The sequence below is a fragment of the Amycolatopsis sp. lyj-108 genome (genome assembly GCF_046549005.1).
GTDB lineage: Bacteria > Actinomycetota > Actinomycetes > Mycobacteriales > Pseudonocardiaceae > Amycolatopsis.
This window is the reverse complement of the sequence record NZ_JAJPWQ010000005.1, coordinates 23394-48815: the sequence shown is the minus strand read 5'-3', so window position 1 is coordinate 48815 and position 25422 is coordinate 23394. Positions and strand designations below refer to the sequence as shown.

The window sequence follows — 25422 nt, the reverse complement described above, 5'->3', positions numbered from 1 at the left end:
GACGCGCCTTGACCTGGCCAGATCCGGATCCACCTGCGAAACTCGACCGTGGGAGCGCGGTCACTTCGGTGACACCTTGGGAGGGGAGGCGCCGTGGAGCAGCACATTTCGTTCGGATTTCTCGGCAAGACAATCGTTCGGATGCACGGTCGTTTGACCGTGCAATGGGGAAGAGCGCAAGAACACGCGGTCCTCGCCGTCCTGCTCGCTCAGGCGGGGCGGCACATTCCCATCCAGACGCTCGTCAGGCAGGCATGGCCGGAGGACCGGGCGCCACGAAATCCCGCTGCCACACTGCATACCTACGCCAACCGGGTGCGCGCCATCCTTCAGGACAGCGACACGGACGCGAGACTCGACAATACCGGCGGCGGTTACCAACTCCTTGTCGACCGTAAGGCGATCGACTACTTCCGGCTCGCCGAATCGATCACTTCCGCGCACCAGGCGTTCCGCGAACACGATCACGAACGAATACGCTCACTACTCGAAGGCGCCCTTCCGCTCTGGCGCGACATTCCGCTCGCCGAAGTGCGTACGGAATGGGCGGAGAACTGGCGGAATTCCGTCATCTTCGACGAATGGATACCCGCCAACGGCCTGCTGATCGACGCGTACATCGGCCTCGAAAAGTTCGATCCGGCGCTTCGCAGGCTCAACGATCTCCAACGCGAGCACGGTTTCATCACCGGTCTCGTCCGGCGCCGGTTGACCCTCCTGCACAAACTCCGGCGGCACAATGACGCCACCGAATACTATTTCGCCGCTCGGCGGCAGCTACTGGCCGACGGCGACGACCGAGGTGCCGAAGAACTCCGTCTTTTCCAGGATTCCCTCGCCGAAGCCGATCCACCGCCGTCGGCCGCCGGGCTCACGGCGCCCCGCCGAGAACCGAACGTCCCTCTGCTGCTGCGCCGTTTGCCCCGCGACATCACCGACTTCACGGGCCGCGAAGCGATACTGGCGTCGCTCGACCGGCTCACCGGAGCGCACGAAGGACCGCCCCATCCCGCGGTGATCGCGCTCGTCGGCGCGGCCGGGGTCGGCAAGACGGCCACCGCGCTGAGATGGACCCATCGCACGAGCACCCGGCATGCCTGGGGCACCTTCTTCATCGACCTCCACGGCGACGGCACCGCACCGCGGGTGGAGACCACCCAGGTCATCGACGACCTCCTCGACGCCTTGGGTTACGAGATCACCTCCATCACCGGCACCGCCGGACGTGAGACGAAACTCCGCTCACTGCTCGCCGAACGCCGGATGCTGATCGTCCTCGACAACGCGGCCGACAGCGCGCACGTCCGCCCGCTGCTCACCGCGCTGGCCGACTGCGTCGTCGTCATCACCTCACGCCGCCGCCTCACCGCGCTGTCGGTCCGCCACGACGTCCGGAACCTCACCCTCGGCACCTTGCCGCCGGACGATTCGGCCGCATTCCTGGCCCGGCGCATCGGCGCGCGGACGACGCGGGAGCCGGAGGCCGTGGCACAACTGGCGCGGATCGGTGCGGGACTCCCGCTCGCCCTCGCCCTCATCGCCGAACGCGCCGCCAACCGGGCGGGCACCACCTTGACGACCCTCGTCGGCCAGTTGCGGGATTCCGACGTCCTGCTGCACATCGGCGATGACGGCGACGGCGCGGACGCCAGCCTCAATTCGGCGTTCTCCTGGGTTTATCGAGCACTGCCTCCGGCCTGCGCCCGCGTCTTCCGGCTGCTGGGCATCCATCCCGGCGCGGAGATCAGCGTCGAAGCGCTGAGCGCGATGGCCGCCGCCGGCCGCCTGGAAACCCAGCGAGCCCTGGATTCGCTCGTTTCGGCACATCTCGTCTCCCAGCCCGCCGACATCGACCGCTACCGCGTCCACGACCTCCTGCACCGGTTCGCGGCGGTCCTCGTCAGGGACGATCACGAATTCGTGCCCGCCAGGAACCGCATGTTCTCCTATTACCTGCACAGTGCGGACGCGGCGCAGCGGACCGCTTCCCCGCATCGTCAGGCGCCGCCGATGCCGCCGCTCGAACCGGGCTGCGTTCCCCACCGCTTCGACGACGTGTCCGAGGCGCTGCGCTGGACTCTCCTCGAACGTTCGAATCTCGTGTCCATGGTCCGCCGCGCCGCGGAGGACGGCCTGCACGGCTACGCCTGGCGGCTACCGCATTGCCTGATCGACACGCTGAAGCGCTATGGGCTGTACGAAGACTGCATCAGCACGATGACCACCGCGGTCTCCTCCGCCGCCGCGGACGGGAACATCCACGCGGAAGCGTCCTCCAGTAACGACCTCGGTGAGATCCACCTGATCACCGGCGCGTACGACCTCGCGGACCGTTATCTGGGCCGGGCCCTGGAACTGTCCCGGCGCCACGGGATCGCGGTGGGGGAATTGTCGGTGACGCTGAACCTGGCGCGCCGTCACCAGTACGCCGGGCGGCTCCCCGAGGCCATCACCCGTTTCCGGGAATGCCTGCGGCTCGCGGAATCCGTCGGCGACCGGGAGCGGCAAGCCAAGGCCGCCCACCGGCTGGGCGACGCGCTCGTCGAACTCGACCTCCACCACCAAGCGCTGCCCCACTATCAGCTCGCCCTCGACCTGCGCCGGAAGGCCAACGACGTGGCAGGCACGGTGGCCACCCACACGGCGCTTGTCGACGCCTACACGAAACTCGGGGACCTGGACGCCGCGGACGCGCACCAACGTCCCGCTCATGAACTCCTCGACCAGGTCGGGATGACGGTCGCGACACGGCTGTACACCGTGATGGCGGAACTGGCGCACGCCCGCCGCCAGGACCGCGACGCGCTCCGTCACGCGCAGCACGCCCTCGAACTGGCCGAAAGGGCGAACCATGTCAACGGGAGGGCGCGGGCGTACGTCGCGCTTGGTTCGATACTGGCCGATCGCGGGAATCGCGAGGACGCGCGGTGGGTGTGGCGAAAGGCCGCCGGGCTCTACCGGGATACGGGCAGGGACCGGAAAGCCGAGAAAATCGACGGGCTCCTCGCCGAGATCGACGAGCCCGATCCGGTCGTCCCGCTCGCGAGGTCGGGGGAAGAGGACACCGTGGCTCTCCCCGCGCCGCCTCGCCCTATAGGTTCACGCAGCCCTCGAACGAGTGATCAATTGCGTCACGGCACGCCACCGATCACTTGATTTCTCCCGAATGCGCATGTCCGGCGTGTATCACCCGATTGGTCGAACAACTCTGAGTAGAGGGGGATTTGCGGGGAGGGAACTTGATCTCCTACGATGCGCGCGTGGCTGAAAATAGCCCGTCATGCCCGTATTTCGAGGAGAACCTTGAGCACAACCACGTTTCTTGCTGTACTGCCTGACGTCCCCACGATTTTCGCGGTCGTCGCGAGTTGGTGGAACTGCTGACACACCCCGGGTCGCCCGGACTTCGGTCCGGGCACCATCAAGCTCCCGAAATACCCGGTACCGTGAGGTGACCGTGCCCGACCGGACCCGACGGGGAGCGATCCGATGCCAGAACCGGTCCTCATTTCTCTCGCCGCCGCTCTCGCGGCCCGATCCGTGGCCGGTTTGTACAAACTGGTGAAGGAAAAATTCTCCGAAGACCCCGAGGCGACGGCGGCGCTCGAAGCCGCCGAAGGCGCCGCGGAGGATTCCGCGGAAGTGCGCGCGCTCGCGACGCGGCTGTCCACGGCCGAAGCCGAAGACCCCGAATTCGCGGAGCGGCTTCATCGCGAGTGGGACAAGGCGGGCGGGAACAGGGCCGAGACCGGTGGCGTGGTGAACACGGTCTCGGGCACGGTTTCCGGGAAGGTCGTGCAGGCCCGCGACGTCCACGGGAACATCTCGTTCTGATCCGGGCCACGGAAAACGCGTCGCGTCCACCTTGGCGCGTCACTAAGATCATCGCGCGATGAACGACGAGACTTTCCTCGCCCACGTGGCGGACGGCCTGGCCGCGTTGCCCGCCGTGCACGCCGTCACGCTCGGCGGATCACGCGCCCAGGAAACCCACAACCCCGGCAGCGACTGGGATTTCGCCGTCTACTACCGCGGCGGTTTCGACCCGGCGGATCTACGCGCCCTCGGCTGGGAGGGCGAGGTGTCCGAGATCGGCGCCTGGGGCGGCGGCGTGTTCAACGGCGGCGCCTGGCTCACGATCGACGGCAGGCAGGTCGACGTCCACTACCGCGACCTCGACGCCGTCGAGCGGCACCTCGCCGAGGCCCGGGAAGGCCGGTTCCACTGGGAGCCGCTGATGTTCCACCTCGCGGGCGTCCCCAGTTACCTGCCGGTCGCCGAACTCGCCGTCAACCGCGTGCTGCGCGGCGACCTGCCGCGGCCGGACTACCCGGAAGCCTTGCGGGAAACGGCTCCGGCGATGTGGCGGGGCCGCGCGGAACTGACCCTGCGCTACACCCGGGGCGCCTTCGTCCCGCGCGGGCAGGCCACGGAGGTCGCCGGCGCGCTGGCCACCGCCGCCATGGAGACGGCGCATGCGGTCCTCTCGGCCCGCGGCGAGTGGGTCACCAACGAGAAGCGGCTGTTGCGGCGGGCGGGACTGCGCGAGGCCGACGCGATCATCGCCGGTCTGCGGGCGGACGCGGATGTCCTCGCCAAGGCTGTCGACGACGCGGAGACGCTGTTCCGCGCGGCGGATTCCGCCACCGGGTAGCCGCGACCATCCCTGTGGCGCGCGTCACGGAATGACCGGCGATCTTCAGCGCTACAGAGAGATGAGACCCGTTCCGTACCAAGGGAGTGACATGTCCGCCACCGCCACGCCGGAAGAGACCGCTCTGGCCGTCCCCGCCCTCGACGACTTCGACTTCCCGCTCACCGACGGCGCGGCCTGCCGCATCGACGACCCGGACTGCGAAGCCTGCCAGTAAGCCGCCTGCCGGTTCTCACGCGGTGAAGGACGCTTTCCCCGCATGCGACGCGGGGAAAGCGTCCTTCAGCCCGGGCTCAGTTCACTCGCCCGTCGACGGCCGCCACGATGAGCGCGGCGCACCGCTTGACCGGCAGGCGCCGTTCCCGCGCCATCGTATCGAGAGCGGCACGGGCGGCAGGCCCAGGTAATCCTTGGGTGGCAAGCACTTTCAGCGCCAGGCTGATGACGTCGGCGGAAGGTGGCGCTTCAGGCATGAGGGGCCTCCGGCTCGCTCGGCGGACTGGCGAACGGCTGCGGGTACCCGCTCCCGACCGGGTTCACACCTCCCGTTTCACCGTGAAGACCGCCGGTCGTCGACGGCGTCCCGCCGGACCTGCTCGGCGTGCACCCCGATCTCCCCGAGCCGTTCGGCGAATCCGGTGTGCTCGCGGGGAAGCCGCGCGCGCAGGTCGGCCAGCGGGGCCAGCAGACCGGTGACGTCGTCCTCGCCGAGCACCGCGCTCACCCGGTCCGCGCTTTCCCTCGCCCTGGCGTTCAGCCCGTCCAGCGCGCCGGCCTGACCGGCCAGCTGCCGCAGGATCGCCGAGTTGCGCCGGGCCCACTCCGCCACCGCGCGATCACCCGCCCGCCGATCGCGTTCCGCGTCGACCCGTGCCTCCCCGGTGTGCTCGCCGCCGGTGGACGGCCGCAACCGCAGGAACCGCCGCTCCGCCGCCTGACGGCTCGCGACGCCGAGTGCCGGGGCAAGCGCCGTCCAGCTGGTGCCGCCCTCGCGAGCGGCCGCGATCAGCTCCGGTTCCCACGCGGCCAGCTGTTCGCGCACCGTCTTCAGCGCGATCAAGGCCTCCAGGACCCGCTCCGGTTTCGAAGCGCCGGAGCGGGCCTCGGCCACGATGTCGTGCACGGAGCGCACTGTCCGAGCGGGGTCTTCTTCCATTCCTGTCATCCCGTCTGTCATCGGATCGACGACTTGGCGGTTGTCATCGTTTCGATGACATGCTACAACAGTGGTGCGTGTTGACACCAGAGACAACGAGCCAGGAGGTGGAACCCGATGTTGATGCGCACCGACCCGTTCCGCGAGCTGGACCGGTTCGCCCAGCAGATGTTCGGCACCACGACGCCCGGAACGTGGTCCAAGCCGGCCACGATGCCGATGGACGCGTACCGCGACGGTGACGAATTCGTCGTCTGCTTCGACCTTCCCGGTGTCGCCGCCGACGCGATCGAGCTGGACGTCGAGCGCAACGTCCTGACGGTCAAGGCGGAGCGGCGGCCCTCCCCGGGTAAAGACGTCCAGATGCAGGTTTCCGAACGCCCGCTGGGTGTTTTCTCCCGTCAGTTGTTCCTCGGCGACGCCCTCGACACCGACCGCATCGCCGCCGGGTACGAGGCCGGCGTGCTGACCTTGCGCATCCCGATCGCCGAGAAGGCCAAGCCGCGGCGCATCGAGATCAAGGGCGCCGAGTCCGACCGCAAGGAGATCCAGGCCTGAGTGTCCCTTCCGGTGCGGGGCCGGCTCGGGCCCCGCACCGGCGGAGACCGGGGAAGAAAGGAAGTCCTCGTTGCTCACCATGCCTGTCCGGCACCCCCACACCCGTGAAGCCGTGTGGGACTACCTCGCCGACGTCACGGAGGCCCTCGGCGTCGGCCTCGAATCCTGCTCCGTCGACCACGACAGCCCGGTCTCGGCCTACGTCGCGCTCGACGGACGCCTCCCCACCCATCCGGAACGCGACGTGGCCCTGCTGTGGGACGAAATCCACGGCTGGGCCGTGGCGATCGAGACCCATTCCGGCGAAGACCTCATCGTGCTCCGCTATCTGGGCGGGAAGACCGCCACGCCGGAGCCCGCCAGGGTCGCGCGCTTCGTCAAGGCCGTACGCGAAGACGACCACCGCTTCGGACAACTCACCCCACCGGATTTCGGCACGCTGTCCGCCATCCACGAGTGACCGCGGCTCGCGTCGGGTACCTCCGAAGGGCTTAGGCCGTGTCCTGTGAGTATCGCCTGGCGTGCTGACCTGCGAAAAGAGAGCGGGGGACCTTTGGTATCGCGGGAGGGTGTGTGGATATAGGGACGTTGAGTGTCCCTATATCCACACACCCCTCACTCGCTGTCAGGGCCATCGCCGACCGTGTGGATTTTGGTGCGTTGGATGACCAGAAATCCACCCGGTCACCGCGCGGGCGACCGCGAACATGACTTACAGGACACGGCTTCGACCCGGAAGGAGTGCCGTGACCAGGATCGGCCTGTTGTACCCGACGCGAAACTGCGGCGAGGACGATTTCCTCGCGCTGGCGGCGAAACTGGATCCGGACCTTGTCGTGGACTTCGCGTACGTCCCGTGGGAAGAGAGGATCGGCCGGGTCGACGACCTCGACCCGGCCGGAAAACACGAAGCCGTCCGCGAACTCGGGGCACCGGACCGGCTTTCGGCGGCCGCGCGGTTCGACACGACGCCGCAGGTCGTCAGCTGGGCCTGTTCCAGTTGCAGTTTCACGCGCGGCCTCGAAGGCGCGCTCGAACAGAGCCGCGTACTGGGCGAACGGCTCGACGTGCCCGCGCGCAGCACTTCCTTGGCATACCTCACCGCGCTCGCCCACCTTGGCGCCGATCGCGTCGCACTCGCTTCGGTCTATCACCGCGACACGACCGCGACTTTCGCGGATTTCCTCGCCGAAGCGGGGGTCACCACCGTTCACTCGGTCTCCGCCGACGCCCCCTCGGACCGCGCTCTCGCCACCTGGGACCGCGGGCAGATCACGGAACTCGCGATCGCGGCCGACCAGGCCGAGGCCGAAGCGGTGCTGATCCCCGAAACCGCCCTGCATACGGCGCCGCTGCTCGAAGAACTCGAAACCGGACTCGGTAAACCCGTGCTGACGGCCACCGCGGTCACCCTCTGGGATTCCTTGCACGCACTGGGCACACCGCCGATCCGGCCGGGGCTCGGGAAGCTGTTCGCGCCGGCCTCTACGCCTTGAGCCTGCCGCGCAGCTCCTGCAGCGTCTTCGTGAGCAGACGGGAGACGTGCATTTGGGAGATCCCGACGCGCTCGGCGATCTGAGACTGGGTCAGCCCGTCGAAGAACCGCATCGCGAGGATCGCCCGTTCGCGTTCCGGCAGCTTTTCGAGCAGGGGGACCACGGTGTGCCGGTCCTCGATGTGCTCGAACCGGGAATCCAGCTCCCCCACCACGTCCGACAGGGGAAGCGAGCCCTCACCGTCGTTGACCGGCCGGTCGAGTGACGAGGTCTGGTAGCTGTTCGCGGCGAGCAAGCCTTCTCGGACGGTGTCGACGTCCAGGTCGAGGTGACCGGCGAGTTCGGTGGGGGTCGGCGCGCGGCCGAGGGTCTGGGTCAGCTCCGTGGTCGCACGCGAAAGCCGGGTGCGCAGCTCCTGCATCCCGCGCGGGACGTGCACGGCCCAGCCGGTGTCGCGGAAGAACCGCCGCACCTCGCCCATGACCGTCGGCACCGCGAAGGCGAGGAAAGCCCCGCCCATCCCGGGATCGAACCGGTCGACGGCCTTCATCAGCCCGATCCGCGCCACCTGGACCAGGTCTTCCCTCGGCTGGCCTCGTCCGCTGAAACGGACGGCGATGTGCTCGGCTATCGGCAGGAGTTCGAGGATCAGACGTTCGCGCAGACGGCGCCGGTCCGGGTGCTCGTCGGGCAAGGAGGCCATCTCGTCGAACAAGAGGCGGCAATGCGAATAGTCGTCCTTCCGCGCCCTGCCGCTTCGGCGGTCACGCGGGGACGGCACCACCTGTTCCCGCTCTTCCCGCAGGACGGAGTGGTCGAGGTCTTCCATGAGCGACGACGCGTTCATCAAAGTCACATTCGTCCCTGGTGAACTGGCATGGGTCCGCTCCCCTCGTCTCCACCGGATTACCCGGCAGGCGGATATGACAAACATCGGCCGCCCTGACCTGGACGGGTGATCTCACGATTCGTCCGTGATCCGAAGGGGTATTCGCAGGTCACGAACTTAGAGGAGGAGCCGTGCCTGAACAGAGCTGGAGCGACAAACGCGAACGTCAGTACTCGCACATCAAGTCCTCTCAGAAGAAACGCGGCGCGAGCACCGACCGCGCCGAGGAGATCGCGGCGCGCACGGTCAACAAGAACCGCGCGCAATCCGGTGAATCCAAGACCGCGAGCAAGAGTTCGACCAGGGACACCTCACCGCAGAAGCGCGGCGGCCAGCGGTCCGGCAACCGGAAGGGCCCCGGCGGGCCGACCAAGGACCAGCTCTACAACGAGGCCAAGAAGCGCAACATCAAGGGCCGCTCGAGCATGAGCAAGAAGGAACTGCAGAACGCCCTCGGCCGCTGATCGGAGGCAGGATGGACCACTCGCGCGCACCGGTACTGGAAGCCATCGACGCCTACCGCCGCGCGGCATGTTCATCTACGACGCCGCGGATCCGGAGCTGGGCACGGTACGGGTCGTCACCTGATCTGTCTCGGCGCTGACGATGGAGGATTTGGGACGTTCAGTGTCCCCAATCCTCCATCGTCGCGACCAGTCGAGTGGGGAGGAAAGCACAGGTCAGGGCGGTCACGAGCGGCGATTCGGGCGCGCGTGAAGACACCTTCCCCAGTACATGAAGGACCCCTTCCTTGCGCCTAGGTACAGGAAGGGGTCCTTCATGTACTTCGAACCCCAAACACTTCACGACCCGGGCGTGACCACCTTCAGGGTCGGCAGCAGCCCGGTGAGCTCAAGAGCGCGGAGCAGGACCTTGGACGGCGCCAGGCTCAGGTCGATGCCTGCCTCCGCGCAGTGACGGTTCACCTGCACCAGCACGGAAAGGCCCGACGAGTCGCAGAAGCTGACTCTGGTCAGGTCGAGCACCACGGCACCGGGACGGCACTCCAGCAACGCCTGGAGCTTGGCCAGGAGCCGAGGGCTGGTCGCAATGTCGATGTCACCCGCCACCTCGACGGTGATCGCGTCTTCCGAGCGCACCGTCTCGACCACGACGAGGGGAGCGGCCTGCCCGGCTTCGGTGTCGATCGCCATGCATCGACGGTAAAAGGGCCCGGTCCGGACCGCAACCGTCGTCTTCCGTTCAGGACGACTGGACGACCTGCCGCGCGATCTCGTCCTTGCCCATCTTCGAAGCACCCGTCACACCCGCGTTGCGCGCCTGGGTCAGGAGTTCTTCCTTCGTGGCCTCACCAGGACGGTCGCCGAGGTGCGAAGTGCGGCTCGTCACAAAGGCTTCACCGAGTTCGCGCCGCCGTGCCTCGTTCAGTTCGCGCCGCATCTTCGGCAGGACGGTGGTTTCCTCTTCCTTCACGTGATGCGTGACGGCCTCGACGAGGTCGGAAAGCACCTTGTCGAACTGCGTCGACCCGGGATCGGTGTCGTTCAGCTTCACCAGCAGTTGCTCGGCTTCGGCGTGTTCCTTCTGGCCGTGCGCGACCTCGTCGGACTCGTCGGCCTCGCCTTTGGCCGCCGGGTACACCTCGGCCTCCTCGGCCCGGCTGTGCGCGGTGAGCAGCGACGAAAGCACCGGGACGAGCAGCGGTCGTTTCTCCGGATGCCGTTCGAGTTCGCCGAACAGCCGCTCCACCTCGCGATGGTCCTGCATGATCAAGTCCACTACGTCGCCCGCCACAGCCGTCTCCTCGGTCCGGGATCACTTCGACGCCGTCGGGTACCCGCGCGGAGCCGATTCATTCCTCTCGGCGCCGGGATATCCTCACCGCATGGCTTGCCGTATCACCGAACTCATCCTCGACTGCGCCGATCCGGTCCGGATGGCGGCGTTCTGGTGCGAAGTACTCGGGTACGTCGAGATCGGCAAGGAAGGCGACGACATCGAGATCGGCCCGCCAGGAACCGGCTTCGGCGGCCCTCAACCCACGTTGATCCTGAGCCGCAGCGACGATCCGAAACCCGGCAAGCTCCCCCTGCACCTCGACGTGAACCCCACCGACCGCGATCAGGACGCGGAACTGGAGCGGCTGCTCGCCGCCGGGGCGGTGCCCGCCGACGTCGGCCAGACGGGGGAAGAGTCGTGGCATGTGCTCGCCGACCCCGAAGGGAACGTGTTCTGCCTCCTTCGCAAGCGGGTCGATCCCTGAGCTCCGTCCACATCGGACTTTCGATTGGCGGATGACACCACGGGGTACCCGTGAGGGACCCGAACCCGACTGGATGGTCAGTGATGGCGGACGAACGACTGTGGCAGCGCGACAGGGCCTGTTTCGGCTCCGCCGAGGACATCTCGGCAGGCCCGCTGGCCGAGCAGTTCGTCGAGCTCACGCGCCTGTTGCTGACCGCGTCGACGCCCGCGCAGGTCCTCGAGCAGATCGTCGCCGCCGCGTACCGGGTGGTCCCGGGCGCGGATCTCGTGTCGGTCACCCTCCGTGCCCCGGACGGAACCTTCCACACGCCGGTCTCGACCGGTGAGGTGGCGCTGGAGCTCGACGAGGTGCAGTACCGCGCCGGGTCCGGGCCCTGCGTCGACGCCGCCGCCGGCGAAAGCCCCGGGCACGTCCGCAGCGACGACCTGGCGGCGGAGAAGCGGTGGCCGGAGTTCTCGCGGGCCACCGTGGCGCACGGTTTCACCGCGATCCTGTCCACCGTGCTGGTTCCCCACGCGGCTCCGCCGAAGCTGCCGGGGGCGCTGAACATCTACAGCCGCCGCCCGGACGCCCTCGACACCGTCGCGGAGGACACCGCGCTGCTGCTGGCCACTCACGGTTCACTCGCCTTGGCGAGCACCAACGCCGTGAACCGGGCGGAGCTGGAGGCGCACCACCTTCGCCGGGCCGTCGAATCGCGCGACGTCATCGGGCAGGCGAAAGGGATCCTCATGCATCGACGCGGCCTGACCGCCGACGAGGCCTTCGACGTACTACGCCGCACCTCTCAGGACCTCAACGTGAGACTCGCCGAACTCGCCCGCACCCTCGCCACCCGGCACGACGAACTAGACCTCCCCTGAAGCGCGTGAAGGCCCCCTTGCCGAGGGAAGGGGGCCTTCACGCGCAAAACGGCGGACCCGCGATCAGGCGAGGTCGAACCGGTCCAGCTCCATGACCTTGGTCCAGGCGGCGGCGAAGTCGGCGGCGAACCGCTCGCGTGCGGCCTGACCCGCGTAGACCTCGGAGAGCGCCCGCAACTGGGAGTTGGAGCCGAAGACGAGGTCGACGGCGGTGGCCGTCCACCTCACCGCGTCCGTGGCGACGTCACGGATCTCGTAGACGTTCTCCTCGGCCTCCGACACCTTCCACCGGGTGCCCGGCGAGAGGAGGTTGGTGAAGAAGTCGTTGGTGAGCACGCCGGGCCGGTCGGTGAAGACACCGTGCCGGGTGCCACCGGTGTTGATCCCGAGTGAACGCAGGCCGCCGACGAGGACGGTCATCTCGGGGGCGGTCAGGTCGAGCATGTAGGCGCGCTCGACGAGCAGGACCTCCGGCTGCAACTTCTCCCCGGGACGCAGGTAGTTGCGGAAGCCGTCGGCGCGCGGCTCGAGCAGCGCGAACGAGTCGACGTCGGTGTCCTCCTGCGTGGCGTCGGTGCGGCCGGGGCGGAACGCCACGGTCACCTCGGTGCCGGCGTCGCGCGCGGCCTTCTCGACGGCGGCCGAGCCCGCCAGCACGATCAGGTCGGCCAGCGAGATCTTGGCGCCGCCGGCGTCGTTGAACTCGCGCTGGATGCCTTCCAGGGTCTCCAGCACGCCCGCGAGCTGCTCCGGCTCGTTGACCTCCCAGCCACGCTGGGGTTCCAGGCGGATCCGGGCACCGTTGGCGCCACCGCGCTTGTCGGTGGACCGGAAGCTCGCCGCGGCCGCCCAGGCGGTGCCGGCCAGCTGAGCGACCGTGAGGCCGGATTCCAGCACCTTCCGCTTGAGCGCGGCGATGTCGTCTTCGCCCACGAGTTCGTGGTCGACCTCCGGCACCGGGTCCTGCCACAGCTGCGGTTCCGGCACCCACGGTCCCAGGAAGCGGCTGACCGGGCCCATGTCGCGGTGCAGCAGCTTGTACCAGGCCTTGGCGAAGGCGAGGGCGAACTCGTCCGGGTTCTCCAGGAAGCGGCGCGAGATCTTCTCGTACGCCGGGTCGACGCGCAACGCCAGATCCGTGGTGAGCATCGTCGGCTTGTGCTTCTTGGCCGGGTCGTGGGCGTCCGGGATGATCGCCTCGGCGTCCTTGGCGACGTACTGCTTCGCGCCGCCGGGGCTCGTGGTGAGCTCCCATTCGTGGCCGAAGAGGATCTCGAAGAACCGGTTGCTCCACTGCGTGGGCTTGTCGGTCCAGGTGACCTCGAGACCGCTGGTGATCGCGTCGGCGCCCTTGCCGCTGCCGTGGGTGCTCAGCCAGCCGAGGCCCTGCGTCTCGATCGGGGCGGCTTCGGGCTCCGGGCCCACGTGGTCGTCGGCGATACCCGCGCCGTGGGTCTTGCCGAAGGTGTGGCCACCGGCGATGAGCGCGACGGTCTCCTCGTCGTTCATCGCCATCCGGGCGAAGGTCTCCCGGATGAAATGGGCCGCCGCGGCCGGGTCCGCACTGCCGCGGGGTCCCTCCGGGTTGACGTAGATGAGCCCCATCTCGGTCGCGCCGACGTCGGGCACCATCTCGGTGTCAGTGGCGTAGCGCTCGTCACCGAGCCAGGTGTCTTCCGGGCCCCAGAAGATCTCCTCGGGCTCCCAGGTGTCCTCGCGGCCGAAGCCGAAACCGAAGGTCTTGAAGCCCATCGACTCCAGCGCGACGTTGCCGGCGAGCACGAGCAGGTCGGCCCACGAGATCCGCTGGCCGTACTTCTCCTTGACCGGCCACAGCAGCCGCCGCGCCTTGTCGAGGTTGGCGTTGTCTGGCCAGCTGTTGAGCGGGGCGAACCGCTGCGCACCGTCACCGGCCCCGCCGCGGCCGTCGTGGATGCGGTAGGTGCCCGCGGCGTGCCAGCTCATCCGGATCATCAGGCCGCCGTAGTGGCCGAAGTCGGCGGGCCACCAGTCCTGCGAGGTGGTGAGCACCTCGACGATGTCCCGTTTGAGGGCCTCGACATCGAGTGCGGCGAACTCGCCGGCGTAGCTGAAGTCCGCGCCGAGCGGGTTGGATTTGGACGAGTGGGCGTGCAGCACCGAAAGGTCGAGCTGGTTGGGCCACCAGTCCTTGTTGGTGCGCGGACGGCCGCCGGACTTCGGCGTCGGCGAGTCGATCGCCGGGTTCTCGCTCTCGCTACCGTGCGCGGTCACGGAGTCGTGGGCCACCGGGCAGCCCTTCTCCGGGGTGTCACTCATTTCTTTCCTTCCGGGGCAGGCGAATTCATCGCTGGACGGGTTCGGCCGCACAGTCGGGGCAGACGCCCCAGTAGACGACCTCCGCCTCGTCGGTCACGAAACCGTGGTCGGCGGAGGCGGTGAGGCAAGGGGTATGGCCGACGGCGCAGTCGACATCCGCGATCGCGCCACAGGACCGGCATACGACGTGGTGATGGTTGTCCCCCACCCGGGTCTCGTAGCGGGCGAGCGTGCCCGCCGGCTGGATGCGGCGGATCAGACCGGCTTCGGTCAGCGCTCGCAGCACGTCGTAGACCGCCTGGTGCGAGACCGTCGGCAGGTCGGCCCGCACCAGCGCGATCACCGTTTCGGTGTCGACGTGCGGATGATCGCGCAGCGCGGCGAGCACGGCCAGCCGGGGCCGAGTCACGCGCAGCGAAACCGCTCGCAGCTGTGCCTCGAAGTCGGACATCACCAAGGACGATAAGAGCGTCTCTGGAACGGGTCAAATCAAGGCCACTCCGGAGTGACGGCCGGTTTCGGGGGGATCGACTCCGGGTAGCCGGTGAGCGAGCCATGACTTGCGTGAGGTGAGTTCATGACAACGACCGGAAAAGGCGAGCCGCCGGACCACATCGAGACAGCCGACGTCGAGTGCCTCGAAAACGCGGTCGACGTCCTGCGCGCACTGGATTACCGGCAGGGTGGTGCCTTTTCCCGCGACGCGGTGCACGTCGTGAAAAGGGTCAGCCTCCTGCTCCATTGGGGCGCGGTCCCCTGCGCGCTCCGGGCACGGCTGCTGACCGTGCTCGCCGATCTGCACAATCTGCTCGGCTGGACGGAATTCGACATCGGCCGCCGGATTCCGGCGCGGCTCCGGTTCGACCGCGCACTCGCTCTCGCCACCGAGGCGGGGAACGACGGCCTCGTGGCCAACATCTGTTATCGCCTCGGCAGACTGGAACTGCACCATGACGACGTCGAAGCCGGGCTGAGCCATCTCCGCCGAGGGCAGGCCGCCGCCGATCGGTCCGGTTCCGGGCGGGCGCGGGCGATCCTGACCGTCAACGAGGCGTGGGCCTTGGCGAAGGCCGGGGACGAGCGTGCCGCCCTCGCCTGCCTCTCGGAGGCGGAGTCCCGGTTCGAGCGGGCGGACACGTGGGCGGCCGCGCGGCCTTGGGAAGCCTTTTTCGGCACCACGGACATGGAAGCGATGCGAGGCACCGTCCTCACCGAACTCGCCCGGACGGTCACCTCGCGGCACAGCGACGAGGCGATCGCGCGGCTTCGCGACGCGACCGGCCACTACGGCGTGGAAATGTCCCGCAGCCTGGCGCTCACCCTGATCATGCTCGCGCAGAACCACGCGCTCCAAGGCGATTTCGACGAGGCCGTCCGCATCGGCACCGAGGCGGTGGACCTCGCGCGCGGCCTCGGTTCCGCCCGCACCAAGGACCGGCTCGCGCCGCTGGCGACACTGCTGCGCGCGCACGCGACCGACCCGGCCTCCCGCGATCTGCTCGCCCGGATCGACGCCTATCGCGCCGAGCCGGTCCCGTGCCCGGCGAACCGCCGCCCGAGCAGTACCGCGGTCGCCGCGAAACCCACGCACAATCCGGCCCAGACACCCCAGCCGCCCCAAGCGAACACGTAGGCGCACAGGACCATGGCCGGTACACCGATCGCCCAGTACCCGACGAGGGTGCAGCGGAGCCCGGAAACGGTGTCGCCGAGCCCGCGCAGCAGGCCGACGAGGATGTTCTGCGTTCCCTTGCTGTACTGCTGCGCGATGGCGAACACCAGCAGGGTCGACGCGGTGCCGAGCACCACCGCGTCGGCCTCGCCGTGCAGGAACGGCCACAACAACACCTGCGGTATCACCAGGTACGCCAGGCTCACCACCGCCATGAAGGACCACGAAAGGGTGAGCGCCTGCCGGGCGATCACCGGCGCCCGCCGACGTTCGCCGTGGGCGACCGCGCGACTGACCAAAATGGACGATCCCTGCGACAGTCCGATGTTGACCTGGTAGACGATGTAGGCGAGCTGGTTCGCGACGTTCGACGCGGCGAGCATCGCCGGGCCGAAGGCTCCCATCAGCACGGTCGCGATCGAGGTGATCGCGGCCTCGGACCCGTAGGTGAAACAGATCGGGGTCCCATGCCGGACGATATGCCGGACGACCGCCGGATCCGCGCGCCAGAGCGCGAGCGACACCATGGGGCGCAGCAGCGGATCCCGCCGGACGGCCGAGGCGAACACGGCGAGGGTGAAGAACTGGACCAGTGTCGTCGCCAAACCGATCCCGGCGATGCCCAGTGCCGGCAGGCCCGCCCAGCCGTAGACGAACGCGGCGTTGAGGGCGGCGTTGACCGCGATCGACACCAGCGTCACGGCGAGAAGGGAACCCGGGCGCCGCAGCCCGACGGCGAACTGACGCAGCACGTTCAGCCACACCATGGGGAACAGCCCGCCAGCCAGCGCGAACATCATCGCCCTTGCGAGTGCGACGATCTCCGGTTTCTGGCCGAGCAAAGGCAAAGCGGCCGCGAGTCCACAAAGGACCGCCGCGCCGATCGCCGCCGTCATGGTCGCGACGAGCAGCGCGGACCGCAGGAGCGACCGGATCTCGTCCCGCGCGCGTTCGTCGAGTTCGCCGGTGCCGGTACGGAGTTCGCCCGCACCGGCGGCCGTGGCCACGAGGTTCCCGACGCCGGTGACCATGCCGACGCACATGGTGCGGATCTGGTTGTAGAGCAGGATCGCCAGCCCGCCCGCCGCCACCGCCGTCACCCCGAGCAGGCCGAGCATGGCCAGGTCGACGCTGGTGAGCGCCACCTGTGCCAGCTGGATTCCCGCGATCGGCGCGGCCAGTGCGACGAGTGCCCGGTATCCGCGCGTGGCCACCATCGTGGTCATACGCCCACCGCCACCGGACGACCCGTCCTGTCGCGGATGGCCACTCGTACGGACTCCGCGTAGGCGGCGAACCAGCGATCCATCCGCCGGTGGGCGAGTTCGTCGAGCACTCCCCTGGCACGCAGCCATTCGTCGTCGTAGACCGAGTCGAGGTACTTCTCGCCCGCGTCGTTGCACAGCACCACGACGGTACTTCCGGCCGGATACGCGTAGAGCCGCCGGAGCGCGACCTGGATCGCGCCGCCGGTGGTCCCGCCGACCAGCACCCCGGTGCGCCGCCCGACGACGCGAGCCCCGGCGAAGGCGTCGCCGTCGGACACGCGGTGGGCTTCGTCGATCACCGATCGGTCCACGTTGTCCCCGACCGGGAAACCGGCCGGGCTGCCCGCCCCGGTCTGGTGGTAGATCCCCGGCGCGCCACCGAAGATGATCGAGCCGACGGGTTCGACCGCCACCGCGTGCGTGCCCGCTCCCGCCGCGCGCAGGGCGCGGGCCGTGCCGCACAGCGAACCGCCGGTGCCGATCGCCGCGACGAGCACGTCGACGCCGCCGAGCTGCTCGACAAGTTCCCGCGCCAAACCGGTGTAGCCGTTGCCGTTCCCCGGATGGTTGTGCTGATCGGGATGGTAGGCACCGGTGTCCGCGGCGATCCGGGCCGCGACCCGCCTCCGCTGGACCGAACTGACGCCGCCGTCCGCCGGGGCCTCGACGAACACCAGCTCCGCGCCGAGCGCACGCAGCATCCGGAGCTTTTCGCGGGCGGCGTGATGGTCGACCACGGCGGTGAACCGGTAGCCGCGTTCCAGTGCCACCAGCGCGAGCCCGTTGCCGGTGTTGCCGGAGGTGGGCTCGACGATATGCCCGCCAGGCCGCAGCCGTCCTTCGAGTTCCGCCTCGTCGATCATCTGCCTCGCCATGCGCACCTTGCACGAGCCGGTCGGGTTGAGGTGGTCGAGTTTGAGCAGGAGGCGCGTGCCGGTGCCGGTGCGCGCGAGCTCCAGCAGCGGCGTGTTCCCGATCAGATCGGACGCGCGCTGGACGATCGTCATCGGATCTCCTGGATCGGATAGTCGGTGTCGACGTGCCAGTGGTCGCCGTCGACCACCACCTTCGGCGGCAGGGGAAGCTGGTGGAAACCGCTCTCGTTCTTGTCCATCTGGTAGCCGGCCGTGTTGGGGTACACGAGCAGATCGCCGGTCCTCGGCCGGGCGGGCAGTTCCACCGCGCGCCAGGTGAGCACGTCGTACTCCATGCAGCTCGAACCCCCGACGCCGGTGCGCACCGGCGTGCCGTCCGTGGCCTCCCTGCGCACGAGGAGCGGATCGGGCAGGAATTCGCTGCCTTTCCACTGCTCGGACAGGCTCATGGACAGACCCGCGACCGTGGTGATCAGGTGACCTTCGGCCGGTTTACAGCCCAGCACCGGGAACACCGAGAACCCGGCGCCGTCGACGAGCGCCCGGCCCGGTTCGAGCAGCAGCTCGATCCCGGCCGCGCGCAGGCGTTCCGCGAGCGGCTTCCCGGCGATCTCGTGCCGCAGGATGGCGGTGACCATGGCCGCACCGGTCGGCGACTGGTGGTACGGATAGGTCCGCGCCGGGTTGCGGCCGTCGTGGAACCAGCCGTCATGCCTGCCGGACTCGAACCGCGCCCAGTCCTCGGCGTCCACATAGGACACGGCGATTCCGCCGCCGATACTGATCTTCGACGCGGGATGCCCGAGCGCGCGGGCGTCCTGGCAGAGCTCGATCAGGTACGCGGCGAGTTCCGCCCGCGGCACGGGGTCGTAGCCGTCGAGATGGAACGAGAAACCCCGCAGGACGACCGGTTCGGCACACTGCCGCACAGCCGTCTTCAAGGCGTCGGGCGCGAAGCCGAACCGGCTCTCCGGCGCGGACGGCGGCCTCACCCGCAGCAGCACCTGGGCCGTCTCCCCGAGTTCGGCGGCCATACGCGCGACGCGTTCCAGTTCGTCGGCCGCGTCCACCGCGATGAGACAGCGGTGCCGCAGGGCGAGCCAGAGGAGGCCGTCCGGTTTGGCTGCGCCGGTGACCCCGATCGCCTCCCCGCGCAGGCCGTTGCCGAGGGCGTGCACCAGTTCGGGCACGCTCGCGACGTCGACGCCCGTGCCGGGCAGGGTGCATTCCCGCAGCCACGCCGCCGCCTTGTTGGCCTTCTTCCCGTAGTAGACGGTGCCCTCGACGCGCTCGGCCGCGAGCGCCGCGACCATTCCCCCGAGGTTCTCGGAGAAAGTGGCCGGATGGATCACGTGGAAGGGGCCGCCGCCGATCCCGCGGGCGATCTCCCACAAGGTCTCCGAGTCACGCAGCCGGTGCGCCCAGGGACGTTCGAGCGCGGGCAAGGGCGGGGACAGGGTGTCGATCAGGTCCACAGGGCCACCTCACGGCCGCGGCCCGCCGCGATGGCGCGGGCGGCCAGCGCGTGCGCCACCGGGATGTCGGTGATGATCATGCCGCTGCTGAAGGCGAACACCCGGTCTTCGTCGGCGCGACGGCCGGGCGCGCGACCGGCGAGGATGTCGGGGAGTTCGGCGTCGATGCGGAACACGCCGTCCGGACCGGCCATCCGCTGCCCGGTCACCTCGACCTGCGCGCCGTTGGTCGCCACGGTGTAGTCGGCCTCGGCGAGCGTGCCCTCCTGGACTCCCTTGCTGGCGACCGAGATCAGCAGCCCGCCCGGCGGCAGCCAGCCGAGGCGGATCTTCGGATGCGCGGCCCGGCCCGACGCGGCGACCACGATGTCGGACTCGCGCGCCGCGGCCTCGACGTCGTCGACGAGTTCGACCGCCCGGTCCGGGAACCGCTCTTCGAGTGCGGCGACGCTGTCGCGCAGACCGTCGGGATGCGTGCCGAACAGCCGCAGCCGTTCGAGGTCCGGCAACGCGGTGAGCAGGTACGGCAGCGTCCGGATCCCCTGCGCGCCGGTGCCGACCATGAGCGCGGATCGCGCCCCCGGCCGGGCGCACGAACGCGCGATCAGCGCGGTGCTGGCAGGCGTGCGGGTGGCGCCGACGCGGTGGCAGTCCATGAGCGCGAACGGCAGGCCGGTCGCGTCGTCGTAAAGGGTGATCGTCGTGTAGTACTTCTCGGCCGACGTGCTGCCCTGCCGGTAGCTCGTCTTGAACGCGGCCTGCTCGAGGGAGCCGTCGTAGCCGAGCATCGAGTACGCGACGGCGTCCCGCGCGGGATCCGGCATCGGCACCATCAGCTTCGCCGGATTCCGCGAGGCTCCGGACGCGTAGGCCAGGTAACCGTCTTCGACCATGGTGATCGCCTCGTCCGGCGTGAGTTCGAGGTTGTGCAGATCCGTGCGCGTGAGAATGTGCAGCGAGGGACCGGAGCTCATGAACGTTCGGCCTTTCTGTGGACGGGGTGACAGGCGCGTCCCGGATCTCGGGAGCACGACAGGGGAAAGCCCGGCCGCAGCTTAATGAAAACGATTGTCTTTATCGGTAAGTGTGGCCTTTGTCACGCCTTGGGCGACATGTCGCGAAAGCCAGGTGTCGCCGCGAGTTCCGCCTCCAATCACGCGAGTTCCGCCTCCAATCACGCGAGTCTCGTGTGTGGACACGCGAATCACGCCTTGGCTTTCGCCTCCCTCGCTAAGCTGGCCGCCCTCGACCTCAGGAGTTGCCGGTGAGTGGAACTCGAAGTGCCGCCGAATGCCGCGCTCGCGCGGAAGAGGTCCAGGACCTCCACGCGCTCAGCCACCTCGCGCCGGAGCCGATCGGCCCGGCGTCGGGTTTTCCGCTGGTCGTCAAGGACAACATCCACGTCGCGGGCATGCCGAACGCCGCGGGCACCCCGGCATTGGCGCACCACGTTCCGCGTGAGCACGCGGGCGTGGTCCGGCGCCTGCTCGACGCGGGCGCCACCGTCATCGGCAAGGCGGCCATGCACGAACTCGCGCTCGGCATCACCTGCGACACGACTCCACTGGGTCCGGTGCGCAACGCTTGCGACCCGTCCCGCTTCGCCGGCGGCAGCAGCGGCGGGACCGCGGTCGCCGTCGCGGCGGGCATCGTCCCGGCGGGCCTCGGCACCGACACCGGGGGTTCGGTGCGCGTGCCGGCCGCGCTCAACGGGATCTGTGGTTTCCGGCCGACCACGGGCCGCTACCCGTCCGACGGCATCACGCCGTTGAGCAGCACCCGGGACACGGTGGGACCGATCGCCCGAACGGTCACCGATCTCGCGTTCCTCGACGCCGTCCTCGCCGCGGAGGAACCGGGACCCCTGCTCGAACTCCCGCCGATCCGGCTGGGCGTGCCGCACGGTTTCCTGACCGGCGACCTGGCCGACGACGTCGAAGAACTGTGGACGTCCGCGCTGATCCGCCTGCGCGCGGCCGGGGTCACCCTGGTGCCGGTCGACGACACGCCCCTCGCCGAACTCGTCACCGATCAGGGCATGCCGCTGGTGATTCACGAAGCAGGCACCGGGCTACGGGCGTACCTCGCCGAGTACCTGCCCGAGATTTCGTTCGAGCGACTTGTCGACGAGATCGCCGCGGCCGACGTCCGGGCGATCTTCGCCGAGTCGGTCGTGCCGGGCGTCGCGCCGGCCGTCTACGAGGCCGCCCTCGCCAACCGCTCGGCCTTACGCCGCGCCTACGCGAAGATCTTCGGCGAGACCGGCATCGACGCGCTCGGATTCCCCACGACACCGGCGACGGCCCAGGACTTCTCCGCCGTCGAGAAGTTCGTCCACCGTGGACGCGCGGTCCCGACCTTCCCCACCTTCATCCGCAACTGCCAGCCCGGCAGCATCGCGGGCGTCCCCGGTTTGACCGTCCCGATGGGACACGGCCACGGCGGCCTGCCCGCCGGGCTGGCGCTCGACGGCGCCGTCGGCGGCGACCGGAAACTGTTGGCGGCCGGAGCTTTCGTCGAACGGGTCCTGACGGGCTAGGCACCCTTGTGCATTGAGAGATAGGTCAAAGGTGGCGTGATCAGGTGAGATGGCCCCTGGGGTGACGCGGCACCGTACTCGCGTGATCAGACACGGATCTCGCGTGCTTGGAGACGTAACTCGCGTGAGAACGGGCTCGCACCGCAGAGCAGGGGCGAAGGCGTCCTTCACCGCATCGGACGCGGCGAAGGGCCCCTTCACCTCACCGCCGGCCCCCACCCATGACACCTTTGACCTACCCCTCAAAGAGAAGCGCGGCTTGACGCTTGCCAGGTCTCGTACGCTCTCAACGGAGGACGGAGGGACGGGATGCTGGAGGGGTTGCTGTCGTCCGGTGCGGGCGCCTTGTACGACGTCATGGTGCGATCGGGTCCGGTGCCGCTGGACGATCCGCGGGCTGAGAGCCCTGAGATGCGGGAATTGTTCGAGCAGGGTTTCGTGCGCCGTGATTACCGGGGTGATCCGGTGATCACGCCGATGGAGCCGGTGCGAGCGGTCGACCACGCGATCCTTGGCGCCCAGCAGCGGTTGCTCGAGCAGCAGCGGCAGATCATGACCGCGCGACAGCAACTGGACATGCTGCAGGAGGTGTATCGCTCGGCTTACGGCGGAGCCGGTGACGCCATGGTGGAGGTGCTCTCCGATCCGCAGCGGATCGGTTCATTGTCGTTGGAGCTGTGTCTGTCGGCGAAGGAAGAGTTCTTGGCCTTCACCACCCGGCACTTCAAGAGAAAGCCGGACGCGAGCACCGTCATGGCTTTGCCGGCCGCCGTCACCGAGCGCGGGGTGCGGCTGCGCAACGTCTACGAGCGTGCGGCGCTGGAGTTCGACGCCGCGCGAGATGTGGTCGACGCCAGTGTCGCGGCAGGCTGGTCCATGCGGGTCGCGCCCGAGTTGCCGATGAAGATGGTGATCGCGGACCGGCACTCCGCGCTGGTCCCGCTTGACCCGAGCGGGATGGAGGGGGCTGTGTTCGTCCGCAGCCCGACCGTCGTCGCGGCGCTGCGGATGCTGTTCGAACTCGTCTGGAGCCAGTCCGTGCCCCTGGGTGGCACCGGCAGCGAATCCCGGCACGGCCTCGGCGCCGCTCAGGCGAAGGTACTCGAACTGCTGGCCACCGGGATGACCGATGGCGCGATCGCCCGGCACCTCGACATCAGCGAGCGCACCGTGCGCCGCCACGTCCAGACCTTGCTGGAAGCCCTGCAAGCCGACAACCGGGTGGCCGCCGTTTACGCGGCCACCCGGCTGGGCTGGCTGGGCTGACCGATCACTCCACCTTCTTGCAATAGCCTCCGGTGGAGGTCCAGATCCAGACGCACTTCTGGGTGGGGTCGTGGTAGGCGGCCGCCGGAGGCGCGGTGATCGCGCCGAAGGCCACGGTGGCCGCGACCGCGGCGATCAGACCGGCCAATGCTCGCTTGATCATGTCGTCCTCCCCGTACAGTGACCTCTGCTTTGATACAAACTAGAGCTCAATGTCACTAGCGCGGAAGGGGCAGGTCCGGCCACTGTCCGGATCCGGCCACGGTCCGCTGGCCGAGAGCGGACACTGGCCGCGGTTGACCGCTGTGCGGCGGTCCGCGCGCTCCTAACGTCAGGTCATGTGCGACGACGAGCACCGGCGCTGGTGGGCCGAAGCGGGCAACGACCCGCGCCCCGCCCCACCCGGCTGGTGGCCGGAGACCGACACGCTGTTCTGGGTTCGGACCCCGGCGACGGACGCCGAAACCATGGACGGCGGCCCGCCCGGATGACGGGGCGCGGCAGGACCGGCGCCGTCGAGATGGCAACCGGTCAGGGGAGGGTGAGTGAAAATGCCACGTGTTGAGCGGCCTTTGGAGCTGAACGGGTCCGCGTTGTCGGAGTTCGCCGAGCACCTGCGGAAGTTGAGGGCACAAGCGGGGAGGCCACCGTACCGGGAACTGGCTCGGCGTGCGCACTACTCGTCCACGACACTGTCCGACGCGGCCGGTGGGCGCCGCCTGCCGAGCCTCGAGGTGACGCTGGCCTACGTCAGGGCGTGCGGTGGTGACCGCGGCGAGTGGGAGAAGCGGTGGCGTACGGTCGCCGTCGAGCTGAGCTCCTCGACCGTGGAGGCCACGAGGGACGACAGGCCCGCCCCCTATGTCGGACTGCGCGCGTTCGGCGCGGAGGACGCTGACTGGTTCTTCGGGCGGGAGCGGCTCGTCGACGAGCTACGCCGACAGGTCGCGGCACGGAGACTCGTCGTGGTGGCCGGCCCGTCCGGTTGTGGGAAGTCCTCGATACTTCAAGCGGGCCTCGCGCCGAAGCTGGCCGGTCCCGTTCTCCTTTTCACACCAGGGGTCCGTCCTCTCCGGGAGTGCTCACTCCGGATCGCGGCGCTCACGGATGGCGTGGCCGAGGCGGTGGTCATCGTCGACCAGTTCGAAGAGCTGTTCACGAGATGCGGGGATGATCGTGAAAGGTCGCAGTTCCTCGCCGTGCTGCACGCCGCGATCAGCAGGGAAAGAAGCCGCTGCCGCGTCGTGCTCGGTATACGTGCTGACTTCATCTCGCGTTGCACGCGGAGCCCCGAGCTGGCGGAGGCCGTGCAGAACGCGCTGATCGATGTCGACGTGATGACACCTGAGGAGTTGCGCCAGGCGATCTCCCAGCCGGCGCTCCGTGCTCGATGCGTGATCGAAAACGCGCTGCTGGCCACCCTCGTCGCGCTCGCGCACGGCCAGGAGGGCGCGCTCCCGTTGCTGTCCCACGCACTGTCCGAAACATGGCGACGTCGCAAGGGAAATACCCTCACCCTCGCCGGATTCGAAGCGGCGGGCGGATTCGACGGCATCCTGGCGAGCACCGCCGAGTCGGTGTTCGCCACCTTGGACGAAGCCCGGCAGGCGGTCGCCCGTGATCTGTTCCGGCGGTTGACCGAACTCGGCGAAGGCGCCAAGGACGGCAAACGCAGGATCAGCGCCGAGGAACTCGACGACACGCCGATCGTCGCCGCGGTGACCGGCCGGTTCACCCAAGCGCGTGTGCTCGTCAACGGCAGGGGCACCATCGAACTCGCCCACGAAAAGCTGATCACCGCTTGGCCGCGTATGGCCACGTGGCTGACCGAAGACCGCGGAGCGTTGCGTGTTCACCGTGAACTCACCAACGCGACCGCGATCTGGGAGCGACATCGCCGCGACCTCGGCGTGCTGCTTCGCGGCGCCCGGCTCGCGGCGGTCCGCGAATGGGCTGATCGCAGCGGAGACCCCAACACCAAGGAGCGGGTCTTCCTCAACGCCAGTATCGCCGCCGACGAACGGGAAAGACAGGCGAAACGACGAGCGGCCCACCGTCACCGGCTGCTCGGCCTCGTGGTGGCGATCCTGCTCGCCGCCGCGGTTTTGACCACCGTGTACGCCGCCTGAGCCCCTCGAAGCTCCACCCTGGTCGGTGCGACGTCAGCGGTGGCCCGCGGAAGGAAA

Annotated in this window: 27 protein-coding genes; 15 read left to right on the top strand and 12 right to left on the bottom strand. The window is 68.9% G+C overall.

Annotation, left to right across the window (positions count from 1 at the left end; all coding sequences use genetic code 11):
* Window positions 1-141 precede the first annotated feature (141 nt).
* The 4 genes from ACLJO0_RS19650 (at window position 142) to ACLJO0_RS19635 (ending at window position 4871) form a co-directional block, all read left to right on the top strand.
* Complete coding sequence (locus tag ACLJO0_RS19650) at window positions 142-3156, top strand: tetratricopeptide repeat protein (protein ID WP_410579939.1); 3015 nt, start codon at window positions 142-144, stop codon at window positions 3154-3156.
* A 333-nt stretch (window positions 3157-3489) separates the two neighbouring features.
* Entirely contained in the window at window positions 3490-3834 is a 345-nt protein-coding gene (locus tag ACLJO0_RS19645; protein WP_410579938.1) for a hypothetical protein, read from the top strand.
* A gap of 58 nt (window positions 3835-3892) precedes the next feature.
* Window positions 3893-4654 (top strand): nucleotidyltransferase domain-containing protein, encoded by a 762-nt coding sequence (locus ACLJO0_RS19640; RefSeq protein ID WP_410579937.1) that lies wholly within the window; start codon window positions 3893-3895, stop codon window positions 4652-4654.
* Window positions 4655-4745: 91 nt separating this feature from the next.
* A complete protein-coding gene (locus ACLJO0_RS19635) occupies window positions 4746-4871 on the top strand; it encodes a hypothetical protein (RefSeq protein WP_007031507.1) in 126 nt (41 codons plus the stop codon).
* A 76-nt stretch (window positions 4872-4947) separates the two neighbouring features.
* On the opposite strand, the gene ACLJO0_RS19630 is transcribed toward ACLJO0_RS19635, so the two are convergent.
* Both ACLJO0_RS19630 and ACLJO0_RS19625 read right to left on the bottom strand, forming a co-directional pair.
* Window positions 4948-5127 carry a hypothetical protein gene (locus ACLJO0_RS19630; protein ID WP_410579936.1) on the bottom strand — a complete coding sequence of 60 codons (180 nt, stop codon included), beginning with the start codon at window positions 5125-5127 and terminating at the stop codon, window positions 4948-4950.
* A gap of 77 nt (window positions 5128-5204) precedes the next feature.
* The gene (locus tag ACLJO0_RS19625; protein WP_410580317.1) at window positions 5205-5810 is read right to left on the bottom strand and encodes an HSP18 transcriptional regulator; all 606 of its coding nucleotides are present in this window, start codon (window positions 5808-5810) and stop codon (window positions 5205-5207) included.
* Between the two features lie 117 nt (window positions 5811-5927).
* Between ACLJO0_RS19625 and ACLJO0_RS19620 the strand changes: the two genes are divergently transcribed.
* The 3 genes from ACLJO0_RS19620 (at window position 5928) to ACLJO0_RS19610 (ending at window position 7864) form a co-directional block, all read left to right on the top strand.
* The gene (locus tag ACLJO0_RS19620; RefSeq protein WP_410579935.1) at window positions 5928-6368 is read left to right on the top strand and encodes an Hsp20/alpha crystallin family protein; all 441 of its coding nucleotides are present in this window, start codon (window positions 5928-5930) and stop codon (window positions 6366-6368) included.
* Between the two features lie 79 nt (window positions 6369-6447).
* Entirely contained in the window at window positions 6448-6828 is a 381-nt protein-coding gene (locus tag ACLJO0_RS19615; protein WP_410580316.1) for a DUF6292 family protein, read from the top strand.
* 286 nt (window positions 6829-7114) lie between these two features.
* Window positions 7115-7864, top strand: a complete 750-nt coding sequence (locus tag ACLJO0_RS19610; RefSeq protein WP_410579934.1) for a decarboxylase — start codon at window positions 7115-7117, stop codon at window positions 7862-7864.
* On the opposite strand, the gene ACLJO0_RS19605 is transcribed toward ACLJO0_RS19610, so the two are convergent.
* Window positions 7854-8711, bottom strand: coding sequence for a SigB/SigF/SigG family RNA polymerase sigma factor (locus tag ACLJO0_RS19605; RefSeq protein ID WP_410579933.1), 858 nt, complete (start codon window positions 8709-8711; stop codon window positions 7854-7856). The two genes, ACLJO0_RS19610 and ACLJO0_RS19605, sit on opposite strands and share 11 nt — an antisense overlap.
* Window positions 8712-8884: 173 nt before the next feature.
* Here ACLJO0_RS19605 and ACLJO0_RS19600 point away from each other — a divergent pair, with 173 nt between their 5' ends.
* The gene (locus ACLJO0_RS19600) at window positions 8885-9217 is read left to right on the top strand and encodes a plasmid stabilization protein (RefSeq protein ID WP_125792508.1); all 333 of its coding nucleotides are present in this window, start codon (window positions 8885-8887) and stop codon (window positions 9215-9217) included.
* Window positions 9218-9556: 339 nt separating this feature from the next.
* Here the strand turns inward: ACLJO0_RS19600 and ACLJO0_RS19595 are convergent, their stop codons facing one another.
* Entirely contained in the window at window positions 9557-9907 is a 351-nt protein-coding gene (locus ACLJO0_RS19595) for an STAS domain-containing protein (RefSeq protein ID WP_410579932.1), read from the bottom strand.
* A 49-nt stretch (window positions 9908-9956) separates the two neighbouring features.
* Window positions 9957-10508, bottom strand: coding sequence for a hemerythrin domain-containing protein (locus ACLJO0_RS19590; protein WP_410579931.1), 552 nt, complete (start codon window positions 10506-10508; stop codon window positions 9957-9959).
* Window positions 10509-10599: 91 nt separating this feature from the next.
* Here ACLJO0_RS19590 and ACLJO0_RS19585 point away from each other — a divergent pair, with 91 nt between their 5' ends.
* Together ACLJO0_RS19585 and ACLJO0_RS19580 are read left to right on the top strand one after the other, a co-directional pair.
* A complete protein-coding gene (locus ACLJO0_RS19585) occupies window positions 10600-10977 on the top strand; it encodes a VOC family protein (protein WP_410579930.1) in 378 nt (125 codons plus the stop codon).
* 83 nt (window positions 10978-11060) lie between these two features.
* Window positions 11061-11843, top strand: coding sequence for an ANTAR domain-containing protein (locus ACLJO0_RS19580; RefSeq protein WP_410579929.1), 783 nt, complete (start codon window positions 11061-11063; stop codon window positions 11841-11843).
* Window positions 11844-11906: 63 nt separating this feature from the next.
* Here ACLJO0_RS19580 and katG read toward each other — a convergent pair whose 3' ends face one another.
* Together katG and ACLJO0_RS19570 are read right to left on the bottom strand one after the other, a co-directional pair.
* The gene (gene katG, locus ACLJO0_RS19575) at window positions 11907-14141 is read right to left on the bottom strand and encodes a catalase/peroxidase HPI (RefSeq protein ID WP_410579928.1); all 2235 of its coding nucleotides are present in this window, start codon (window positions 14139-14141) and stop codon (window positions 11907-11909) included.
* Between the two features lie 25 nt (window positions 14142-14166).
* Window positions 14167-14592, bottom strand: coding sequence for a Fur family transcriptional regulator (locus ACLJO0_RS19570; protein WP_410579927.1), 426 nt, complete (start codon window positions 14590-14592; stop codon window positions 14167-14169).
* A gap of 126 nt (window positions 14593-14718) precedes the next feature.
* On the opposite strand from ACLJO0_RS19570, the gene ACLJO0_RS19565 reads away from it, so the two are divergent.
* Window positions 14719-15774 carry a hypothetical protein gene (locus tag ACLJO0_RS19565; protein ID WP_410579926.1) on the top strand — a complete coding sequence of 352 codons (1056 nt, stop codon included), beginning with the start codon at window positions 14719-14721 and terminating at the stop codon, window positions 15772-15774.
* Here ACLJO0_RS19565 and ACLJO0_RS19560 read toward each other — a convergent pair.
* Genes ACLJO0_RS19560 through ACLJO0_RS19545 form a run of 4 tightly spaced genes read right to left on the bottom strand, consistent with a single transcriptional unit; the run spans window position 15657 to window position 20405 of the window.
* Window positions 15657-17039 carry an MATE family efflux transporter gene (locus ACLJO0_RS19560; RefSeq protein ID WP_410579925.1) on the bottom strand — a complete coding sequence of 461 codons (1383 nt, stop codon included), beginning with the start codon at window positions 17037-17039 and terminating at the stop codon, window positions 15657-15659. The genes ACLJO0_RS19565 and ACLJO0_RS19560 overlap by 118 nt on opposite strands.
* Complete coding sequence (locus ACLJO0_RS19555) at window positions 17036-18088, bottom strand: cysteine synthase family protein (RefSeq protein ID WP_410579924.1); 1053 nt, start codon at window positions 18086-18088, stop codon at window positions 17036-17038. Before ACLJO0_RS19555 ends, ACLJO0_RS19560 begins: the two co-directional genes overlap by 4 nt.
* Window positions 18085-19431 (bottom strand): Y4yA family PLP-dependent enzyme, encoded by a 1347-nt coding sequence (locus ACLJO0_RS19550; protein ID WP_410579923.1) that lies wholly within the window; start codon window positions 19429-19431, stop codon window positions 18085-18087. The genes ACLJO0_RS19555 and ACLJO0_RS19550 overlap by 4 nt, the downstream gene beginning before the upstream one ends.
* Window positions 19422-20405, bottom strand: coding sequence for an ornithine cyclodeaminase (locus tag ACLJO0_RS19545; protein WP_410579922.1), 984 nt, complete (start codon window positions 20403-20405; stop codon window positions 19422-19424). Before ACLJO0_RS19545 ends, ACLJO0_RS19550 begins: the two co-directional genes overlap by 10 nt.
* A gap of 290 nt (window positions 20406-20695) precedes the next feature.
* On the opposite strand from ACLJO0_RS19545, the gene ACLJO0_RS19540 reads away from it, so the two are divergent.
* Together ACLJO0_RS19540 and ACLJO0_RS19535 are read left to right on the top strand one after the other, a co-directional pair.
* Complete coding sequence (locus ACLJO0_RS19540; RefSeq protein ID WP_410579921.1) at window positions 20696-21970, top strand: amidase family protein; 1275 nt, start codon at window positions 20696-20698, stop codon at window positions 21968-21970.
* 309 nt (window positions 21971-22279) lie between these two features.
* On the top strand, window positions 22280-23236 hold the full coding sequence (locus ACLJO0_RS19535; RefSeq protein WP_410579920.1) for a LuxR C-terminal-related transcriptional regulator: 957 nt from the start codon (window positions 22280-22282) through the stop codon (window positions 23234-23236).
* A 4-nt stretch (window positions 23237-23240) separates the two neighbouring features.
* Here ACLJO0_RS19535 and ACLJO0_RS19530 read toward each other — a convergent pair whose 3' ends face one another.
* On the bottom strand, window positions 23241-23399 hold the full coding sequence (locus ACLJO0_RS19530) for a hypothetical protein (RefSeq protein ID WP_410579919.1): 159 nt from the start codon (window positions 23397-23399) through the stop codon (window positions 23241-23243).
* 175 nt (window positions 23400-23574) lie between these two features.
* On the opposite strand from ACLJO0_RS19530, the gene ACLJO0_RS19525 reads away from it, so the two are divergent.
* Together ACLJO0_RS19525 and ACLJO0_RS19520 are read left to right on the top strand one after the other, a co-directional pair.
* Window positions 23575-23727, top strand: a complete 153-nt coding sequence (locus ACLJO0_RS19525) for a hypothetical protein (protein WP_410579918.1) — start codon at window positions 23575-23577, stop codon at window positions 23725-23727.
* A 60-nt stretch (window positions 23728-23787) separates the two neighbouring features.
* Entirely contained in the window at window positions 23788-25365 is a 1578-nt protein-coding gene (locus tag ACLJO0_RS19520) for a helix-turn-helix domain-containing protein (RefSeq protein ID WP_410579917.1), read from the top strand.
* Window positions 25366-25422 lie beyond the last annotated feature (57 nt).

What these genes read in the sequence shown, in the direction of transcription:
- ACLJO0_RS19650 (WP_410579939.1), top strand. Translation starts at nt 142, where the DNA reads ATGCACGGTCGTTTGACCGTGCAATGGGGAAGAGCGCAAGAACACGCG.
- ACLJO0_RS19645 (WP_410579938.1), top strand. Translation starts at nt 3,490, where the DNA reads ATGCCAGAACCGGTCCTCATTTCTCTCGCCGCCGCTCTCGCGGCCCGA.
- ACLJO0_RS19640 (WP_410579937.1), top strand. Translation starts at nt 3,893, where the DNA reads ATGAACGACGAGACTTTCCTCGCCCACGTGGCGGACGGCCTGGCCGCG.
- ACLJO0_RS19635 (WP_007031507.1), top strand. Translation starts at nt 4,746, where the DNA reads ATGTCCGCCACCGCCACGCCGGAAGAGACCGCTCTGGCCGTCCCCGCC.
- ACLJO0_RS19630 (WP_410579936.1), bottom strand. Translation starts at nt 5,127, where the DNA reads ATGCCTGAAGCGCCACCTTCCGCCGACGTCATCAGCCTGGCGCTGAAA.
- ACLJO0_RS19625 (WP_410580317.1), bottom strand. Translation starts at nt 5,810, where the DNA reads ATGGAAGAAGACCCCGCTCGGACAGTGCGCTCCGTGCACGACATCGTG.
- ACLJO0_RS19620 (WP_410579935.1), top strand. Translation starts at nt 5,928, where the DNA reads ATGTTGATGCGCACCGACCCGTTCCGCGAGCTGGACCGGTTCGCCCAG.
- ACLJO0_RS19615 (WP_410580316.1), top strand. Translation starts at nt 6,448, where the DNA reads ATGCCTGTCCGGCACCCCCACACCCGTGAAGCCGTGTGGGACTACCTC.
- ACLJO0_RS19605 (WP_410579933.1), bottom strand. Translation starts at nt 8,711, where the DNA reads ATGAACGCGTCGTCGCTCATGGAAGACCTCGACCACTCCGTCCTGCGG.
- ACLJO0_RS19595 (WP_410579932.1), bottom strand. Translation starts at nt 9,907, where the DNA reads ATGGCGATCGACACCGAAGCCGGGCAGGCCGCTCCCCTCGTCGTGGTC.
- ACLJO0_RS19585 (WP_410579930.1), top strand. Translation starts at nt 10,600, where the DNA reads ATGGCTTGCCGTATCACCGAACTCATCCTCGACTGCGCCGATCCGGTC.
- ACLJO0_RS19580 (WP_410579929.1), top strand. Translation starts at nt 11,061, where the DNA reads ATGGCGGACGAACGACTGTGGCAGCGCGACAGGGCCTGTTTCGGCTCC.
- katG (WP_410579928.1), bottom strand. Translation starts at nt 14,141, where the DNA reads ATGAGTGACACCCCGGAGAAGGGCTGCCCGGTGGCCCACGACTCCGTG.
- ACLJO0_RS19570 (WP_410579927.1), bottom strand. Translation starts at nt 14,592, where the DNA reads ATGTCCGACTTCGAGGCACAGCTGCGAGCGGTTTCGCTGCGCGTGACT.
- ACLJO0_RS19565 (WP_410579926.1), top strand. Translation starts at nt 14,719, where the DNA reads ATGACAACGACCGGAAAAGGCGAGCCGCCGGACCACATCGAGACAGCC.
- ACLJO0_RS19560 (WP_410579925.1), bottom strand. Translation starts at nt 17,039, where the DNA reads ATGACCACGATGGTGGCCACGCGCGGATACCGGGCACTCGTCGCACTG.
- ACLJO0_RS19555 (WP_410579924.1), bottom strand. Translation starts at nt 18,088, where the DNA reads ATGACGATCGTCCAGCGCGCGTCCGATCTGATCGGGAACACGCCGCTG.
- ACLJO0_RS19545 (WP_410579922.1), bottom strand. Translation starts at nt 20,405, where the DNA reads ATGAGCTCCGGTCCCTCGCTGCACATTCTCACGCGCACGGATCTGCAC.
- ACLJO0_RS19535 (WP_410579920.1), top strand. Translation starts at nt 22,280, where the DNA reads ATGCTGGAGGGGTTGCTGTCGTCCGGTGCGGGCGCCTTGTACGACGTC.
- ACLJO0_RS19530 (WP_410579919.1), bottom strand. Translation starts at nt 23,399, where the DNA reads ATGATCAAGCGAGCATTGGCCGGTCTGATCGCCGCGGTCGCGGCCACC.
- ACLJO0_RS19525 (WP_410579918.1), top strand. Translation starts at nt 23,575, where the DNA reads ATGTGCGACGACGAGCACCGGCGCTGGTGGGCCGAAGCGGGCAACGAC.
- ACLJO0_RS19520 (WP_410579917.1), top strand. Translation starts at nt 23,788, where the DNA reads ATGCCACGTGTTGAGCGGCCTTTGGAGCTGAACGGGTCCGCGTTGTCG.